Genomic DNA, 17,263 nt, shown 5'->3' on the forward strand with positions numbered 1-17,263 from the left:
ATAGAATGGTTTGTCTTTGCTTCAAGAAAGTAGCCTGTGGTGTTACGACTCAAATTATCGGTGGTGTGGATGGCTTTCGGCTTGGTCTGTGCCATTCTTTTGTCTGGCTGTGCCGCAGAGAAAGATGCCACCGCGAACTGGAGCGTGGACAAGCTCTACAGCGAAGCCAAAGACGAGATGGCTGCGGGTGCCTATGACAAAGCCATTGGCTACTACGAAAAACTGGAAGGCCGCGCCGCAGGCACCGCCTTGGCGCAGCAAGCACAACTCGACAAAGCATGGGCACAGTACAAAACCAGCGAGCCAGTGCAGGCCGTGGCCACGCTCGACCGCTTCATCAAACTCCACCCGGCCAGCCCAGCGCTGGACTACGCGCTCTACCTCAAGGGCGTGGTGAACTTCAATGACAACTTAGGGCTTTTCTCGTCATTGACCAACCAAGACTTGGCTGAACGCGACCCCAAGCAAGCCAAAGATTCGTTTGAAGCATTTCGCGAATTGACCACGCGCTTCCCAGACTCCAAGTACAGCCCGGACGCACGCTTGCGCATGGCCTACATCAAGAACTCGCTGGCACGCTCCAACGTGTACGTGGCGCGCTACTACTTCAAGCGTGGGGCATATGTGGCAGCCATCAACAGAGCCCAGATCACCGTCAATGAATACCGTGATGTGCCGGCGGTGGAAGAAGCCTTGTTCATCATGGTGCAGTCGTATGACCGTTTGGGTCTGGAGCAATTGCGCGACGACACCCGCCGCGTGCTCGAGACCACCTACCCTGACAGCACGCTCTTGTACCCAGAGCGCGCTGCAGCGGCTAAAAAGCCGTGGTGGAAGCTGTGGTGAGCGCGGCCAGCTTGAGCGCTTCGAGCGCTTGAGCCAAGTCAGCCTCGCTCTCCAAGCGACGCATCGGCGGCATGGCCGCCATCAAACGCTTGCCATAGCCCGTGGTGACCAAGCGGTTGTCACACAACACCAGCAAACCCTGGTCGGTTTCGCGGCGAATCAAACGTCCGGCACCCTGCTTCAAAGCCACCACCGCCTCGGGCACAAAGTAGTCGTTGAACGCGCTGCGACCTTGGGCCTCTAAACGCTTGCTGCGCGCTTCCACCAAGGGGTCGTTGGGAGGCGGGAACGGCAGCTTGTCGATCACCACCAGTTGCAGCGCATCGCCAGGCACATCAAAGCCTTCCCAAAACGTGGCCGAGGCCACCAACACGCAACCGCCCTCGCCCGCCTGTGCGCCTTCGCGAAAGCGCTCCATCAAATGACGCTTGGGCCACTCGCCTTGCACCAAGACCTCAATGCCGCTGCCATCGAGCTGCTGCTTCATCAACTCGCCAATGGCACGCAAGGCGCGCAAGGTGGTGGTCAGCACCAAGGTACGCCCCCCTATACGACGCACCGCATCACTGGCCAACTGGGCCACTTGCGCGCTGTGCGCCGGGTCATTCGGGCGCACCACGTGGCGCGGCACATACACACTGGCCTGGTTGGGGTAATCAAAGGGGCTGCTGACGCGCAACACCTTGGCCGACTCCAGACCACACGGTTCGGTGAACCACGTCAGACCTTCGTCGTCGCCCAGCGTGGCAGAAGTGAACACCCAAGCACGCGCACGCTCGTCGGTGGTGGCACCTGACGTGGATGCGTCTTGCGGTTTGGCGGACATCAGTTTGTCGCGCACGCTCTGGGCAATGTCCAATGGGGCCTCCATCAAACGCATTTGCGACGCGGTCACATCGACCCAGCGTACCGCTTCGGGCGCGCAGGGCTTCAAAAAGGCATCCACTTGTTGCGCAATGTCAGCCACACGCTCAAACATGCGCACAAAGTCGGGGGCCAACTCACTCACGGTTTCCAGGGCACGCAAGGCCTGCACACAGGCCGCACCGAGGTCTTGCAACGCCAAACTCCAGGCCTCTGGGTGAATGCCCTCGGGGGCATCGCCCGTCCAGCGCAACTTGAGTGCGCCGGGGCGCTTGCCCGCCACCAAGCGCAGTTCACGCGTGGCACGTTCCAGCAAGGAGGAAACACCTTGCCAATCGGCCAGACCTCGGGCCAACTGTAAGCCGGTGGCCAACATGTCCCGCGTCAAGTCGAGCAATTGGGCGGTGCCCAACTGGTGGCCTAAAAACTGAACCCCGGTTTCGTTGAGCTGGTGTGCCTCATCGAAGATGACCACACGCACCGTGGGCAGCAACTCGGCCATGCCGCTTTCACGCACCGCCATGTCGGCAAAAAACAAATGGTGGTTGATGACCACCACATCGGCGCCCAGGGCTTCGCGACGGGCCGCATTGACGTGACAGCTCTTGAACTTGGGGCACTGCGAGCCCAGGCAGTTGTCGCGGTTGGAGGTGATCAACGGAATCAAGGGCGAACGCTCGTCCAGCCCCGGCAGTTCGGCCAAGTCGCCGGTGGTGGTCGCGTGCGACCAGGTTTCGACTTTGGCCAACAAATGCACCGTGGTGCGGTCGGGCAGGCTGCTGCTTTGGCGCGCCATCTCCAGGCGGTGGGTACACAAATAGCTGCTGCGCCCTTTGAGCAAGGCCAAGCGCACCGGCAGATTCAAGGCTTGTACCAAGCGCGGCAAATCACGCGCAAACAATTGGTCTTGCAAAGCTTTGGTGGCGGTGGACAACAACACGCGTTCGCCACTGAGCAAGGCTGGCACCAGATAGGCAAAGGTTTTTCCCACGCCTGTGCCCGCCTCCACCACCAAGCTGCCACCGTGTGCCACCACATCGGCCACCGCCAACGCCATATCGGTTTGGCCCTGACGGGGTTGAAACTGATCCGTGGCACGGGCCAACACCCCCAGCGGTGCGAAGGCTTCTTGCACCATGTCGCGCAACGGGTTGTCCATCAGGCAGGCTCTTTGGGTTCGAGATCGCGCTCGATCTGCTGAATCTGATCGCGCAAACTCAAGCGGCGTTTTTTGAGTCGGCGCAGCATCAACTCGTCTTGCGGCACCATCTCACTCAAGCGGTCGATGCTGGCATTCAAATCGGCATGCTCCATGCGCAACTCAATGAGTTGGCGCTCGGGCGAGCGCAGGTTTTCATGACTCATCGTGAGGCCCCTGGCACAGGCAATGGGGCCGCAGGCGGTTTGTCGCGTTCACGTCGTTTCTTTTCAAGATTGTCACGGTGGGCTTGGGCCTCGCGTTGTTTGCGTTCATAAGCTTCGCGCTCGCCACCTTTGGCATCGTGCTCGGCCTGTTTTTCTACTTGACGTTGCGCACGTGCTTGCGCGTTTTGCACCGCTTGCTCGCGTTCACGTTGGGCTTGCTGTTGCTGTGCTTCGTTGTTTCTGTCAGCCATGCGCTGCGCGGCTTGCTCGGCTTTGATGCGTCGCTCCAGGTCTTTGAGCGCCAACTCTTCTTTGCGCAGCTCGACGTTGGCTTCGATGCGACGGTCACGTGCTTGCAAGCGACAACTGGTCACATTGAACTGCTGGTAGCACAGGCGCATGTCTTGGTTGTAGGTGTCCTCCAACTGCTGACGTCGCATGTCGAGTCGACTGCTTTCGGCCTGTCGTTCGGCTTCGCTGGGCCATTGCGCCTGTGCAGCGCAAGCAGCCGCCCACAGAAGCCAAAAAATCAAACCACGGGTCATGTCAGCGCCGTATCCACCGTGCGGCGCTCCAACGCCAAGAATTCGGCTGACTGCATTTCGTTCAAACGCGAGACGGTGCGCGGGAACTCGTGCGCCAGAGGACCTTCGGTGTAGAGCTGCTCGGGTGGCACCGCTGCCGACATGATGAGCTTGACACGGCGGTCGTACAGCACATCCACCAACCATGTGAAGCGTCGCGCCTCGGACGCTTTGTTCACCGGCATGAAAGGCACATCGCTGAGCATGACGGTGTGAAACTGCGTGGCAATTTCAAGGTAATCGTTTTGCGAACGTGGGCCACCACACAGGGTTTTAAAGTCGAACCACACCAAACCACCCGCGCGCCGACGTGCCTTGATTTCGCGCGACTCGATGTGCAACACCGGGTCTTCGTCAGGGCACTCCGCCAAGCGGTTGAAGGCATCGGTCATGGCCGCATCGGCCTGGGGGCCCAAAGGCGTGTGGTACAGGTCGACCTGCTCCAACACACGACGGCGGTAATCGGTGCCGTTGTCGACGTTGATCACTTCCAACTGCTGGTTCAACAAGGCGATGGCCGGCAAGATGCGGTCACGGTGCAGGCCGTTGGGATACAAATCGTCGGGTTTGAAGTTGGAGGTGGTGACAAAGCCCACCCCGTTGTCAAACAAGGCATCGAGCAGCCGATGCAAGATCATGGCGTCGGTGATTTCAGCCACATGGAATTCGTCAAAGCAAATCAGCTTGTAACGCTTGGCAATTTTTTGCCCCAAGATTTGCAAGGGATTGGCCGTGCCAGACAGTTCGCGCAACTCGCGATGAACCTCGCGCATGAACTCGTGAAAGTGCAAGCGCGTCTTGCGCTGAATCGGCACAGCATCGAAAAAACAATCCATCAAAAAGCTCTTGCCGCGTCCGACCCCGCCGTACATGTAAACACCACGTGGAATGGGCGGACGGTTCACCAACTTTTTGAGCTTGCTGGAACGTTTGGTTTTGTAGGCCGCCCACTCGGTGGCGCAACGCTCTAATTCGTCAATCGCACGCAACTGCGCAGGGTCGCTTTGAAAGCCGCGGGCTTGGAGTTCTCGTTGGTAGTTTTGATGCACTGACATAGCGGGGGTATTGTGCCTTGGACCTTGCGCGGCTCGGTACGAAGGGTTGATTGACTTGGATTTTTAAATCAAAAAACCCGCCATCTCTGGCGGGTTCCCTTACTGAACATGAGCCGATAAGGCTTAGAAGTTCAGTGTGCGCTTATCCACGGCCAAGGCCGCTTCTTTGGTAGCTTCGCTCAACGATGGGTGGGCATGGCAAATGCGCGCGATGTCTTCAGCCGAGGCCTTGAATTCCATCGCCACCACAGCCTCAGCAATCAGCTCGCTGGCCATAGGGCCCACGATGTGAACGCCCAAGATTTCGTCGGTCTTGGCATCGGCCAAGAACTTGACCATGCCCGTGGTGTCGCCCAAAGCACGGGCACGACCGTTGGCCAAGAAGGGGAAGGTGCCCGCCTTGTAGGACACGCCGTCAGCCTTGAGTTGCTGCTCGGTGCGACCGACCCATGCGATCTCAGGGCTGGTGTAGATGACCCAGGGAATGGTGTTGAAGTTGACATGGCCGTGTTGACCGGCAATGCGTTCAGCCACAGCCACGCCCTCTTCTTCGGCCTTGTGGGCCAACATGGGGCCACGCACCACGTCACCCACCGCCCACACGCCGGGCAAGTTGGTTTTGCAGTCAGCGTCGACCACGATGGCACCACGCTCGTCCACTTGCAGGCCCACGGCTTCACCGTTCAAACCCGTGGTGTTGGGCACGCGACCGATGGAGACGATCAGTTTGTCGGCATCCAGCGTGACAGCTTCGCCTTTGGCGTTGGTGTAAGCCACCGACACGCCTTTTTTGCCATTCTTGATCTCACCGACTTTGACGCCGAGTTCAATCTTCAAGCCTTGCTTGTCGAAGGCTTTTTTGGCTTCTTTGGCGATTTGTTCGTCCACAGCGCCCAAGAAGGTCGGCAGACCTTCGAGGATGGTGACGTCAGCACCCAGACGGCGCCAGACCGACCCCATCTCCAAACCAATCACGCCTGAGCCAATCAGGGCCAATTTCTTGGGCACCGCACCGATGCGCAAAGCGCCGTCGTTGGACAGCACATTCACTTCGTCAAACGGCACACCAGGCAAAGCGCGTGCGCTCGAACCCGTGGCGATGATGATGTGTTTGCCGGTGATGGACTCTTCGGTTTTGCCGGCCACTTTGATCTCGTAGCCGCCTTCGGCCTTGGCCGCAAAGCTGCCACGACCGTGGAAGAACGTGACCTTGTTCTTTTTGAACAGGTACAAGATGCCGTCGTTGTTTTGCTTCACGACATTGTCCTTGCGGGCAATCATCTTGGTCACGTCCATCTTCACGCCAGTGGCGCTGATGCCGTGCTCTTCAAAGTGGTGGTTGGCATGGTCAAAGTGCTCGCTCGATTGGAGCAAAGCCTTGGAAGGAATGCAGCCCACGTTGGTGCATGTGCCGCCAGGGGCTGGACCACCGGCTGCGTTTTGCCACTCATCGATACAAGCCACTTGAAAGCCCAGCTGGGCGGCACGGATGGCGGCGATGTAGCCACCGGGGCCAGCGCCGATGACGACCACGTCAAATTGATTACTCATATGCGTCCTTTGATGTTTCAAACAACCCGCGGAACTGGCTTGGCCAGGCCGCTGGGTTGGCCCCCTCGAGGGGGGATTCGGCGACACGCAGTGCGCCGTAAACGGGGGTGGTTAGATGTCAAACAACAGACGTGCTGGGTCTTCCAGTGCTTCTTTCATGGCGACCAAGCCCAGCACGGCTTCGCGACCGTCGATGATGCGGTGGTCATAGGACATGGCGAAGTAGTTCATGGGGCGAACCACCACTTGGCCGTTTTCCACCATGGCGCGGTCTTTGGTCGCGTGCACGCCCAAAATGGCCGATTGGGGTGGGTTGATGATCGGGGTCGACATCATGGAGCCGAAGGTGCCACCGTTGCTGATGGAGAAGGTGCCGCCGGTCATCTCTTCCATGCCCAGCTTGCCGTCTTTGGCTTTGGCACCAAATTCAGCAATCTTTTTCTCGATGTCGGCAAAGCTCATTTGGTCGGCGTTGCGCAGGATAGGCACCACCAAACCACGGGGCGAACCCACGGCGATACCGATGTCAAAGTAGCCGTGGTAGACGATGTCGTTGCCATCGACCGAGGCGTTCAACACGGGGAATTTCTTCAAGGCATGCACCGCTGCCTTGACGAAGAAGCTCATGAAGCCCAACTTGACGCCGTGTTCTTTTTCGAAACGCTCTTGCATGCGCTTGCGCATCTCCATGACCGGGGCCATGTTGATTTCGTTGAAGGTGGTCAAGATGGCGTTGGTCGACTGCGACTGCAACAAACGCTCGGCCACGCGCGCACGCAAACGTGTCATGGGCACGCGCTGCTCAGGACGATCGCCCAAGTTCACGGCAGCAGGAGCAGCCACTTGTGGCAATGCCTTGGTGGGTGCGCCCGTCGGAATGGCGCTTGGAACAGCCACGGCGGCCAACACATCACCTTTGGTGACGCGGCCATCTTTGCCGGTGCCAGACACTGAGCCAGCAGCCAGGTTGTTGTCGGCCATCAGCTTGGCAGCAGCGGGCATGGCCACGCCGGCTTTGCTGGTGGATGCAGCAGCTGTAGCGGCCACAGGTGCCGCTGCAGTTGGGGCTGCGGCAGGTGCAGCGGCGGGCGCTACAGCAGCCACTTTGCCATCGGTGTCGATGCGGGCAATCAGCTGCTCAGCAGCCACGGTGCCGCCATCGGCCACCACGATTTCAGCCAACACACCTGCGGCAGGTGCGGGCACTTCGAGCACCACTTTGTCAGTTTCGATTTCGATCAGGATTTCGTCAGCCGCAACAGAGTCACCGACTTTCTTTTTCCACTGCAACATGGTGGCCTCGGCCACGGACTCGGACAACTGCGGAACTTTGACTTCTACGATAGCCATATGAATTCTTTCTGGATTTGTTTCTTTATTCTGGAACGAGGTTTACTTGGTCAGCACGAAGCCTTTGAGCTTGCCAAACGCGCCTTCAACCAGCGCTTTTTGTTGCTCTTGATGCAGGTGTGAATAACCCACAGCAGGCGACGCCGAAGCGGCACGACCTGAGTAGCCCAGTTTTTGACCTGCGCTCATGTTCTCGTGGATGTAGTGCTGCACGAAGAACCAAGCACCTTGGTTTTGTGGCTCGTCTTGCGTCCACACCAACTCAGTGGCGTTGGGGTATTTCTTGAGTTCGGCCGCAAAGGCTTTGTGCGGGAAGGGGTAGAGCTGTTCCACGCGCAAAATCGCGACGTCGTCAGCACCCAACTCTTCGCGCTTTTTCACCAAGTCGTAGTAGACCTTGCCTGAGCAAGCCAACACGCGTTTGACCTTGTCGGCCTTGAGCGCTTTGTTCTCAGGAATCACGGTCTGGAAGCTGCCTTTGGTGAACTCAGACACAGGCGATGTGGCGTCTTTGTTACGCAGCAGCGACTTCGGTGTGAAGATGATCAAAGGCTTGCGCAAGTCGCGCACCATTTGGCGACGCAACACGTGGAAGATCTGGCTGGCCGTGGTGGGCTGCACGATCTGCATGTTGGTGTCAGCCGCCAATTGCATGAAACGCTCCAAGCGTGCCGAGCTGTGCTCTGGGCCCTGACCTTCGTAGCCGTGTGGCAGCATCAAGGTCAGGCCGTTGACGCGGCCCCACTTGACTTCGCCTGAGGCAATGAACTGGTCAATCACCACTTGGGCGCCGTTGGCGAAGTCGCCGAACTGGGCTTCCCAGATCACCATGGTGTTGGGGTCGTTGGAGGCGTAGCCGTATTCAAAGCCCAGCACAGCTTCTTCAGACAAGATCGAATCGATCACCACAAACGGGGCTTGTTTGTCAGCCACGTTTTGCAAGGCCACATAGGTGCCTGTATCCCACTTTTCACGCTTTTGGTCGTGAATCACGGCATGGCGGTGGGTGAAAGTGCCACGGCCGCAATCTTCGCCCGACAGACGCACCGGGTAGCCGCTGGCCACCAAGGAGGCGAACGCCATGTGCTCGCCCATACCCCAATCCACAGGAACTTCACCACGGCCCATCGCAGCGCGGTCGTCGTACACCTTTTTCACCAACTGGTGCGGGGTGACGGACTCAGGGATGTGTGTCACGCGCTCAGCCAAGCGTTTCCACTCGGCCATTGGGATGGCGGTGTCGCCCGCGTCGGTCCACTTCTTGCCCAAGAAAGGCGCCCAGTCCACGGTGAACTTGGTTTTGAAGTTGGTCAACACAGGGTCGGTGGTGTTCTTGCCAGCGTCCAAAGCGGCACGGTAAGTTTTGACCATCTCGTCGCCCAAACCGTCACCCAAACCTTGAGCCGCCAATTTGTCGGCAAACAGTTTGCGAGTGCCAGGGTGGGCTGTGATTTTTTTGTACATCAGCGGCTGGGTCAGCGCTGGGGTGTCTTGCTCGTTGTGGCCCAACTTGCGGAAACACACGATGTCGACCACCACGTCCTTGCGGAAGGCCATGCGGTATTCCAGCGCCAGCTGCGTGGCCAACACCACGGTCTCAGGATCGTCGGAGTTGACGTGCAAGACCGGTGCTTCGACCATCTTGACGATGTCGGTGCAGAACACGCTGGAGCGCATGTCACGGGGGTCTGATGTGGTGAAACCGATTTGGTTGTTGATGATGATGTGCACCGTGCCACCCGTGGAATAACCACGGGTTTGGGCCAATGCAAAAGTTTCTTGGTTGACACCTTGGCCGCCAAAAGCGGCATCGCCGTGGACCAACACAGGCAGCACTTGGCTACCCGTGGGGTCGTCACGACGGTCCATGCGTGCGCGCACAGAGCCTTCAACCACAGGGTTGACGATTTCCAGGTGTGAGGGGTTGAACGCCAGCGACAGGTGCACGGGACCACCCGCGGTGCTCACGTCAGAGCTGAAACCTTGGTGGTATTTCACGTCACCGGCAGGCAATTCTTCGGGTGCGGTGTGGTCGAACTCGGCAAACAGATCCGCAGGCAACTTGCCCATGGTGTTGACCAACACGTTCAAGCGGCCACGGTGGGCCATGCCGATCACCACTTCTTGTACGCCCTTGGCGCCCGCGAGTTGGATCAGTTCGTCCATGGATGCAATGAAGCTCTCGCCACCTTCGAGCGAGAAGCGCTTTTGCCCCACGTACTTGGTGTGCAAGTAGCGCTCCAAGCCTTCAGCGGCGGTCAAGCGATCGAGGATGTGCTTTTTCTTGTCGGCATTGAAGTTGGGCTTGCTGCGGATGCTTTCCAACTTTTGTTGCCACCAACGCTTTTCACCTTGGTCGGTGGCGTACATGTACTCAGCACCCAAGGTGCCGCAATAGGTTTCGCGCAGTGCATTGAGCAGCTCGCGCAAGGACATGTTGTTCTTGCCAAAAAAGGTGTTGCTGGTGTCGAACACGGTTTCTTGGTCGGCATCGGTGAAGCCGTAGAAAGAGGGATCGAGATCAGGAATGGCCGGACGCTCGGTGCGCTTCAAGGGGTCGAGGTCAGCCCAGCGTTGGCCGACGTTGCGGTAAGCGGCAATGAGTTGTTGCACAGCGGTGCGCTTGCGGCCCATTTCGGCGTCGGCACTGGCCATGACCACCTTGGTGCCGCCAGCTTTGGCGCGCTCAGCAAAGGCGTTGATGACGGGCAAGTGGGGCACGTCTTTGGCATGGGTGCCATCGACTGCGGGCACGTGCTGCAGTGCATCGAAGTATTCACGCCAAGAATCTGGGACGCTGCCGGGGTTGGCCAAGTAGTTCTCGTACATCTCTTCGACGTACGGAGCATTGCCCCCGAACAGATAGGTGTTGCCTGAATAGGCTTGGTAGACGTTTGTCTCGCTCATTGCGCTGACCTCCGTTCCCCTTCAGGGAACATTAGCTGGTTGAAAAAAACCTTCCGCGACACGGCTGAACCGATTGGCGGATGCGTTAGTGGCTGGAAGGGCCTGAAAACATCCAACATTGTGCCATCGATCCGCGGCGTGCCCGCGATCTTTATTTGTGTGGGATTCAGTCTGCTGTCAGGCTATTTGATCCTGAATTTGCTTCAAGGCCGTTGGATCATCGATGGTGGTCAGGTCACCCGGATCACGCTTTTCACACACCGCCTGAATGGCGCGACGCAGCAATTTACCGCTGCGCGTTTTGGGCAAGGCCGTGACAAACAACACCCGCGATGGACGCGCCACCGCGCCGAGTTGCGAGTCCACCACCTTCATGACCTCGCCTTCGAGCTTCAAGCGCGCAGCAGGGTCGCCCAGGGCCGAGGCGTCTTTGGCAATGGCGAAAGCCATGGCCACCTGGCCTTTGAGCTGGTCGGCCACACCGACCACCGCGACTTCGGCGATGTTGGGGTGGCTGGAAATGCTCTCTTCGATCTCACGGGTGCCTAGGCGGTGACCGGCCACGTTGATCACATCGTCGGTGCGACCCAAGATGAAGAAGTAACCATCTTCGTCCCGCACCGCCCAGTCGAAAGTGCTGTACACCAGTTTGTTGGGCACGGTGTTCCAGTAGGTGCTGACGAAACGCTTGTCGTCCCCCCATATGGTTTGCAGGTTGCCTGGGGGCAGCGGACCTTCGATGGTCAGCACGCCTTTTTGATTGGCACCGGTCAACTCCAGCCCTGTTTGGTCGTCCACCAGCTTGACGTTGTAGCCATAGACCGCTTTGCCAGGCGAGCCAAACTTGCTGGGGGCTTTTTCCACGCCATTGCAGATGGTCAGAATGGGCCAGCCAGTTTCGGTTTGCCAGTAGTTGTCGATGATGGGTTTGCCGCCCAAACCTTCGGAAATCCACTTGGCCGTGGGTTCATCCAGCGGCTCGCCTGCCAAGAACAGGGCTTGTAAGCTCGAGAGGTCGTACTTGGTGAGCAGCGCCGGGTCTTGCTTTTTGAGCACGCGAATGGCCGTGGGCGCACTGAACATGACGTTGACTTTGTACTTTTCAACCAGGCTCCACCAGATGCCCCCATCGGGACGGATGGGCAAGCCTTCGTACATGATGGTGGCCATGCCACCAATCAGTGGGCCGTAGATGATGTAGCTGTGGCCCACCACCCAACCAATGTCGCTGGTGCAAAAGAAAGTGCCACCGGGCTTGCCTTGGTAAATGTGGGGGATGCTGGCGGCCAGCGCCACGGTGTAGCCGCCCGTGTCACGTTGCACGCCTTTGGGCTTGCCCGTCGTGCCCGAGGTGTAGAGCGTGTAGCTGGGATGGGTGGACTCCACCCACTCGCAGGGCACCTGGGTGTCCATGTGCTTGGCGCGCTCGGTGGCGTAGTCCACATCGCGCCCAGCCACTGGGTTGAAGGCCGCAAGCTTGCGGTCGACCATGATGACGTGACTGGGCTTGTGCGCCGACAGCTTGATGGCCTCGTCCAACAAGGGCTTATAGGGCACGCCTTTGCCGCCACGTGAACCGGCGTCGGCGCTGATGATGACTTTGGGCGACGCATCTTCAATGCGTGTGGCCAGCGAGTGCGAGGCAAAGCCCCCAAACACCACCGAGTGGATGGCACCCATACGGGCACAAGCCAACATGGCAAACGCCGCCTCAGCGATCATGGGCATGTAAATCAGCACCCGATCGCCTTTGACCACGCCCAGGTCTTTCAAAATGGCGGCCATGCGCTGCACTTCGGCATGCAGATCGCGGTAGGTATAAATTTTTTCTTGGTCGGTCTCGGTCGACACAAAGATCAGCGCAGGCTGGTCGGCGCGGTCTTTCAGATGACGGTCCACCGCGTTGTGGCACAGGTTGGTGGTGCCGCCGACAAACCATTTGGCAAAAGGCGGGTTGCTGTAGTCGCAGATTTGCTGAGGGGGTGTTTTCCAGTCGATGTGCTGGGCCTGTTCGGACCAAAACGCATCGCGGTCCTCGATGGAACGGCGGTGAAAATCTGCGTACGCAACCATGCTCATGTCTCCTCTATGACGTCATACTGAATTCATAATTATGAGAAGACTGGACTTGCAGCAAGCTGACTTTGCGCCTGTCTGCCGCGCTGGATTATTTGATCAATGCTTGAATTTCTTTGAACGGGTCCGCTTCAGCGGTGCGCAACCACTCAAACAGCACCATCTCGGTGGTCACCAGCTCAGCGCCAGCACCAGCCAGGCGGTCAAACGCGGCATCGCGATTGCGTTCGGTGCGTGAGCCGCAGGCATCGGTCACCACCCACACCTCAAACTCTTCTTCCAACAACTCCAACGCCGTTTGCAGCAAACACACATGGGCCTCTACCCCCGCGATGACGATGCTTTGGCGGCTGGGGTCTTGTGGCACGGCTTTTTGCAAGTGCTTGGGCAAACTGCGGGCGTTGCCACCGGCAGCACGTGCAGCGGGCCGCAACACCTCCACCAAACCTTCGGCACAGGCGCTGAAACTCATCTTGGGCAAGGTGCGACGGCACAAAGCACGCAACTCGGCAGGGTTTTGACCCAGCTTTTCTGGGTTTTGCTCGGTGCCCCATGTGGGCACTTCCATCCAATGTGCAGCCTGGGCCAAGCGCATGGCATTTGCCAACACCAGGTCTCCTTCATGAATGGCTGGCATCAGGCGGGCTTGGTAGTCCACCAGCACGAGTTGAGAGTCTTGGTCATCGAGCAACATACGGGGTATTCGTTAGATTTAAAACAGCTGCAAGTATCGACGATGTTGTTGCTCGGCACCTACCCAACGCCGACACAAAAGGATTAACCCTAATGAAATCAAATACTTAGCGATAAGTTCTGGATCTTGCAAAAAACCTGAGCACGTTAGAATGGCACGATGTTCAAACGCGCCCTCCTCGTCATTTGCTGTGTTGCCAGCGCCCATGCGGCGCCCAGCAACAATGCGGCGGACGACATTGAGCGCTACCTGTCTGACCGTGGCGTGTTGGCCCAAATGGCCCAGTTGCGGGATACGGTGGGCGACAAAGCTTCTGAATTGGTGGTCAATGCCATGGGCTTTTTGGGTGTGCCCTACCGCCGTGGTGGAACAAACGCTGACACAGGATTTGATTGCAGCGGCTTTGTGCGTTCGATGTTCGAACAAAGCGTGGGCTTGGTGTTGCCCCGCCGCGCCCGCGATCAAGCGGCAGCGACTGAAAAAATCGACAGAAAAGACCTAGAACCCGGCGACCTGGTGTTCTTCAACACCATGCGCCAAAAGTTCAGCCACGTGGGCATCTATGTGGGGGACAACAAGTTCATTCACGCCCCCAAACCTGGCCAGCAAGTGCGGGTGGAAGACATGCGCCAAGCCTATTGGGAGCGCCGCTTCACCGGTGCGCGGCGTGTGGCAGGAGCTGAAAAAAACGACGCCTCCAACAACTGAGCCGTTGGCCTAGCCAGCAGCGCTGGTTTTTTTGAATACGCTGACACGCTTAAAAACGTTCGTCACTGGCCATGTAGCGCCAGGTTCCTGGCTCTAAATCGCCTAAGTTGACTCGCCCCAAACGCAGGCGTCGCAACGCCAAAATTTCAAGGCCCACCAACTCGCACAGGTACGACGCCAGTCCTAAGTGCGAGCCCTTCACCGCCAAGCGCAATTTGCTGCGCTCGGGCGATGAACTGCTCAGGCTGATCTTGGCCTGAGGCAAGCGAAGTCGCTCGTCTTTCAAAGCACGCTCGATGGGGCGCAGCATGTCGGGCGTGACCTCACCCACCACATCCACCATCAACTCGTGCTCCATGGTGGCCATGTCTTCCATCAGTTTGCGTTGGGTGCGCCAGTCTTGGGTGAACACCACCAAGCCACTCGCGCCCTGCTCCAGCGGCACACTGAATTGCAAATCTCGCAAGTGGGGTTTGAGCAGGCGCACCCCACTGCGGTCTTGCGTGCTGCGGTGCGCCGGGGTCAACACGCTGCGCAGATTCTTGGGGGCTGTTTTGTGACGCGTAGGTTTGTCTTCTTCACGGCCATCCAGCCAGTCGGCGGGTTTGTGAAGGATCAGGGTGACAGGCGTCAGGTTGAGCAAACTGGCGTTAGGGTCGATGCTGACCTGCTGGGTACTCACGCGGTGCTGCGGCTCTTGCACCACCACGCCATCCACCTTGACCCAACCGCCCTCGATGTATTGCTCGGCCTCGCGGCGAGAACAGGCACGCAGTTGCATGACGCGTTTGGACAGGCGTTCGCCGTCAGAAGATGTGGGATGCATGAAAGAGATGTTTTTAACCAAAGCACGCTGAAAGCGCAGGCCCCAATGGTAAGGTGTGCCCATGAAAACACAGATGGATCACTTGGTGGTGTTGGCCGCCAACTTGGAAATGGGCGTGCAATGGTGCGAGGCCACCTTGGGTGTGACACCCGGCCCCGGCGGCGAACACGACAAATACGGCACCCACAACCGCCTGTTCAAAATTGCCACCCCGGCTTATCCCACCGCGTATTTGGAAATCATCGCCATCAACCCGCACGCGGTGCGGCCCAAAAAAATGCAGCCGACGCGTTGGTTTGACATGGACGACGCCACCCTGCAAGCCGCCGTCAAAACCGAGCCCCGCTTGGTGCACTGGGTGGTCAACACCCCTGACATGCAAGCCGCACGCATGGCGCTGCGCATGCAAGGCATTGACCGTGGACCCGCCGTGTCGGCCAGCCGCCGCACGTCCAAAGGGGTGTTGAACTGGCAAATCAGCGTGCGTGCCGATGGCCAACGCCTGTTCGACGGCACCCTGCCCAGCCTGATTCAGTGGGGCAAGCCTGAGGCCACCGACCCGATGCGTTTGCACCCCCGCAACACCCTGCCGCGCTCAGGAGTGAGCCTGCAAAGTGTGGCCGTGACACACCCCAGCGCGGCCAAGCTGCAAGCCGCCTATGACGCGATTGGCTTAGAGGGCGTGACGGTGGCGGAAGGCCCGGCCAACTTGTTGGCCACGCTGCAAACCCCCAAAGGCCTGGTGCAGCTGCAAAGCTTGGGGGCTTGAGAGCGCTGAGCGCATTCACCCCTCATCCGGCAAGGTGGCCAACAAGGCCATGCCCGCAGCCATCACCCCAGCCGTGAGCCACAAAGCCCCACGAAACGTGCCCGTGCTTTGAGCCATCAAGCCAGCCACCACCGGGGCAATCATTTGTGCAGCACCATAACTTAGCGTGAGCCGTGCCATGGCTTTGCCCGGGTTGTGGGGGGAGCGTCGCCCCACCAGCGCCAGGGTCAGGCTGACGATGCCAATGAAGGTCGCGCCGTACCCCACCGCGCCCGCCATGGCCGCTGCCAGCGAACCCGACAGGGCGGGCAACACCACCGACACGGTTTGTAAACCCAGGGCCAACAGCAAGGCACGGGTGTCGCCGATGCGGCGTGCCACACGGTCCCACACAAACACCGCCGGCATGGCGGCCAAACCCACCAGCGCCCAGGCCCAGGGGCCTTGGCCCGCGAGCGCGGGTTCGCGCTCGACCATGGCCACGGTGAACGTGGCGCTGATGACAAAGCCCCAACCCGCCGCAAAGTAGCTGCCCAGCATGGTCCACAGCCAACGGCGCGAGACCGTGTTGACACCCTCATCGGCCTGCGCAGCGGCAACCGCCGGTGGCACGGGCGGACGCCACATCCAGGCCGGTACAAAAAACACCACGCCCAACACCGCAAACGCCACCCATTGGCGCCACCATTCGGGCCACACCTGTGCCAAGCCCCAAGCCCCCAGCGCCGACACCACAATGCCTAAGCCAATGCCCATGAAGTGCAGCCCCAACTCGGGCCGATGGCCGTGGCGCATCAACCACCCCAGCACCAAGCCAGAGCCCAGCAACATGCCCGTGGCTCCGCACAAACCACCGATGTAGCGCCACAGCGCCCAAGCGGGCATCCAAGTGGACAAGGCCATGGCCGCCGTGGTCAACAACGCCATCCACAAACCCATGCTGTAGAGGCGGTGGCGCCAGCGCACGTCGTCAATCCAGGCGGCGGCCAACGCGCCGCTCATGTAGCCCGCGTAATTGATGGCGGCCAAAGCCCCTGCCCCGGCGTCACTCAAGCCGGTTTGCGCCTGCAAACTGGGCAACAAGGGGGTGTAGGCAAAACGGGCCAAGCCAATGGTCAAAACCAAGCCACACACACCACCGGTGGTGACTTGCCAGGCTTTCAAAAGCCACCCTCCACCCAGACCTGGGCGCTGCTGCGGTTGAACTTGAACGACGCTTGCACACGCTTTTCAGCCAAGCACTCGCCCATCTCGTCATAGGCACTCAGCAGGGCGTAGGGGTGTTCGTCGTCGGGCACGATGTCAAAGCGCACCGTGAGGCGGCCCTGTGGGCTGTTCAGGTCCAGGCTCTGGTGCAAGCTGGCGTGCAGTTGCTGCTCATGGCGGCGCACAAACTCGTGCGCGGTTTTCACCAAGGTCAGAAACGCGTTGTTGTCCAGGGGCTTGGGGTTCTTTTTGTCGCGCCCCATGGTCCAGGGGCCCACCAAGGCGGCTTCAGCTTCGCCGTCTTTGAACATGGCCACGGCCCAGCCGTCGTCATCGTCGTTGTTGATGACGCGGGCGGTCCAGCCCTCGCCCTGCCAGACGCGGGCTTCTTGGATGAAGGGGATGTCTTCGGAGATGGAGGAATCTTGGGTCACAGTGATCTCGGGTGAATCAATGAATCGT

The 17,263-nt window shown here is 59.2% G+C and carries 15 protein-coding genes; 3 read left to right on the forward strand and 12 right to left on the reverse strand.

What is annotated here, in order from left to right:
• Positions 1-39: 39 nt before the first annotated feature.
• The gene (locus B9Z39_RS06310) at positions 40-846 is read left to right on the forward strand and encodes an outer membrane protein assembly factor BamD (protein WP_233248933.1); all 807 of its coding nucleotides are present in this window, start codon (positions 40-42) and stop codon (positions 844-846) included.
• On the opposite strand, the gene B9Z39_RS06315 is transcribed toward B9Z39_RS06310, so the two are convergent.
• The 9 genes from B9Z39_RS06315 to B9Z39_RS06355 form a co-directional block, all read right to left on the reverse strand.
• Positions 818-2,869, reverse strand: a complete 2,052-nt coding sequence (locus B9Z39_RS06315) for an ATP-dependent DNA helicase (RefSeq protein ID WP_108301081.1) — start codon at positions 2,867-2,869, stop codon at positions 818-820. The two genes, B9Z39_RS06310 and B9Z39_RS06315, sit on opposite strands and share 29 nt — an antisense overlap.
• Entirely contained in the window at positions 2,869-3,075 is a 207-nt protein-coding gene (locus B9Z39_RS06320; RefSeq protein WP_100148062.1) for a YdcH family protein, read from the reverse strand. The genes B9Z39_RS06315 and B9Z39_RS06320 overlap by 1 nt, the downstream gene beginning before the upstream one ends.
• Positions 3,072-3,620: a hypothetical protein gene (locus B9Z39_RS06325; protein WP_108301082.1), complete on the reverse strand. Its 549-nt coding sequence runs from the start codon at positions 3,618-3,620 to the stop codon at positions 3,072-3,074. Before B9Z39_RS06325 ends, B9Z39_RS06320 begins: the two co-directional genes overlap by 4 nt.
• Entirely contained in the window at positions 3,617-4,714 is a 1,098-nt protein-coding gene (gene zapE / locus B9Z39_RS06330) for a cell division protein ZapE (protein WP_108301083.1), read from the reverse strand. Before zapE ends, B9Z39_RS06325 begins: the two co-directional genes overlap by 4 nt.
• Before the next feature lie 123 nt (positions 4,715-4,837).
• Positions 4,838-6,265: a dihydrolipoyl dehydrogenase gene (gene lpdA, locus B9Z39_RS06335; RefSeq protein WP_100148059.1), complete on the reverse strand. Its 1,428-nt coding sequence runs from the start codon at positions 6,263-6,265 to the stop codon at positions 4,838-4,840.
• A 111-nt stretch (positions 6,266-6,376) separates the two neighbouring features.
• Entirely contained in the window at positions 6,377-7,615 is a 1,239-nt protein-coding gene (odhB, locus tag B9Z39_RS06340; protein ID WP_100148058.1) for a 2-oxoglutarate dehydrogenase complex dihydrolipoyllysine-residue succinyltransferase, read from the reverse strand.
• 42 nt (positions 7,616-7,657) lie between these two features.
• The gene (locus tag B9Z39_RS06345; RefSeq protein WP_100148057.1) at positions 7,658-10,522 is read right to left on the reverse strand and encodes a 2-oxoglutarate dehydrogenase E1 component; all 2,865 of its coding nucleotides are present in this window, start codon (positions 10,520-10,522) and stop codon (positions 7,658-7,660) included.
• A gap of 177 nt (positions 10,523-10,699) precedes the next feature.
• A complete protein-coding gene (locus B9Z39_RS06350) occupies positions 10,700-12,595 on the reverse strand; it encodes a propionate--CoA ligase (protein ID WP_108301228.1) in 1,896 nt (631 codons plus the stop codon).
• A gap of 94 nt (positions 12,596-12,689) precedes the next feature.
• On the reverse strand, positions 12,690-13,292 hold the full coding sequence (locus B9Z39_RS06355) for an isochorismatase family protein (RefSeq protein ID WP_108301084.1): 603 nt from the start codon (positions 13,290-13,292) through the stop codon (positions 12,690-12,692).
• A gap of 159 nt (positions 13,293-13,451) precedes the next feature.
• On the opposite strand from B9Z39_RS06355, the gene B9Z39_RS06360 reads away from it, so the two are divergent.
• The gene (locus B9Z39_RS06360) at positions 13,452-14,000 is read left to right on the forward strand and encodes a C40 family peptidase (RefSeq protein ID WP_108301085.1); all 549 of its coding nucleotides are present in this window, start codon (positions 13,452-13,454) and stop codon (positions 13,998-14,000) included.
• A gap of 49 nt (positions 14,001-14,049) precedes the next feature.
• Here the strand turns inward: B9Z39_RS06360 and B9Z39_RS06365 are convergent, their stop codons facing one another.
• Complete coding sequence (locus B9Z39_RS06365; RefSeq protein WP_108301229.1) at positions 14,050-14,826, reverse strand: RNA pseudouridine synthase; 777 nt, start codon at positions 14,824-14,826, stop codon at positions 14,050-14,052.
• Positions 14,827-14,887: 61 nt separating this feature from the next.
• Between B9Z39_RS06365 and B9Z39_RS06370 the strand changes: the two genes are divergently transcribed.
• The gene (locus tag B9Z39_RS06370) at positions 14,888-15,595 is read left to right on the forward strand and encodes a VOC family protein (RefSeq protein WP_108301086.1); all 708 of its coding nucleotides are present in this window, start codon (positions 14,888-14,890) and stop codon (positions 15,593-15,595) included.
• A gap of 15 nt (positions 15,596-15,610) precedes the next feature.
• On the opposite strand, the gene B9Z39_RS06375 is transcribed toward B9Z39_RS06370, so the two are convergent.
• Entirely contained in the window at positions 15,611-16,759 is a 1,149-nt protein-coding gene (locus B9Z39_RS06375; protein ID WP_233248934.1) for a YbfB/YjiJ family MFS transporter, read from the reverse strand.
• Entirely contained in the window at positions 16,756-17,235 is a 480-nt protein-coding gene (locus B9Z39_RS06380; protein WP_108301230.1) for a hypothetical protein, read from the reverse strand. The genes B9Z39_RS06375 and B9Z39_RS06380 overlap by 4 nt, the downstream gene beginning before the upstream one ends.
• Positions 17,236-17,263: the final 28 nt, after the last annotated feature.

This window comes from Limnohabitans sp. JirII-29 (assembly GCF_003063395.1).
Taxonomy (GTDB): domain Bacteria; phylum Pseudomonadota; class Gammaproteobacteria; order Burkholderiales; family Burkholderiaceae_C; genus Limnohabitans.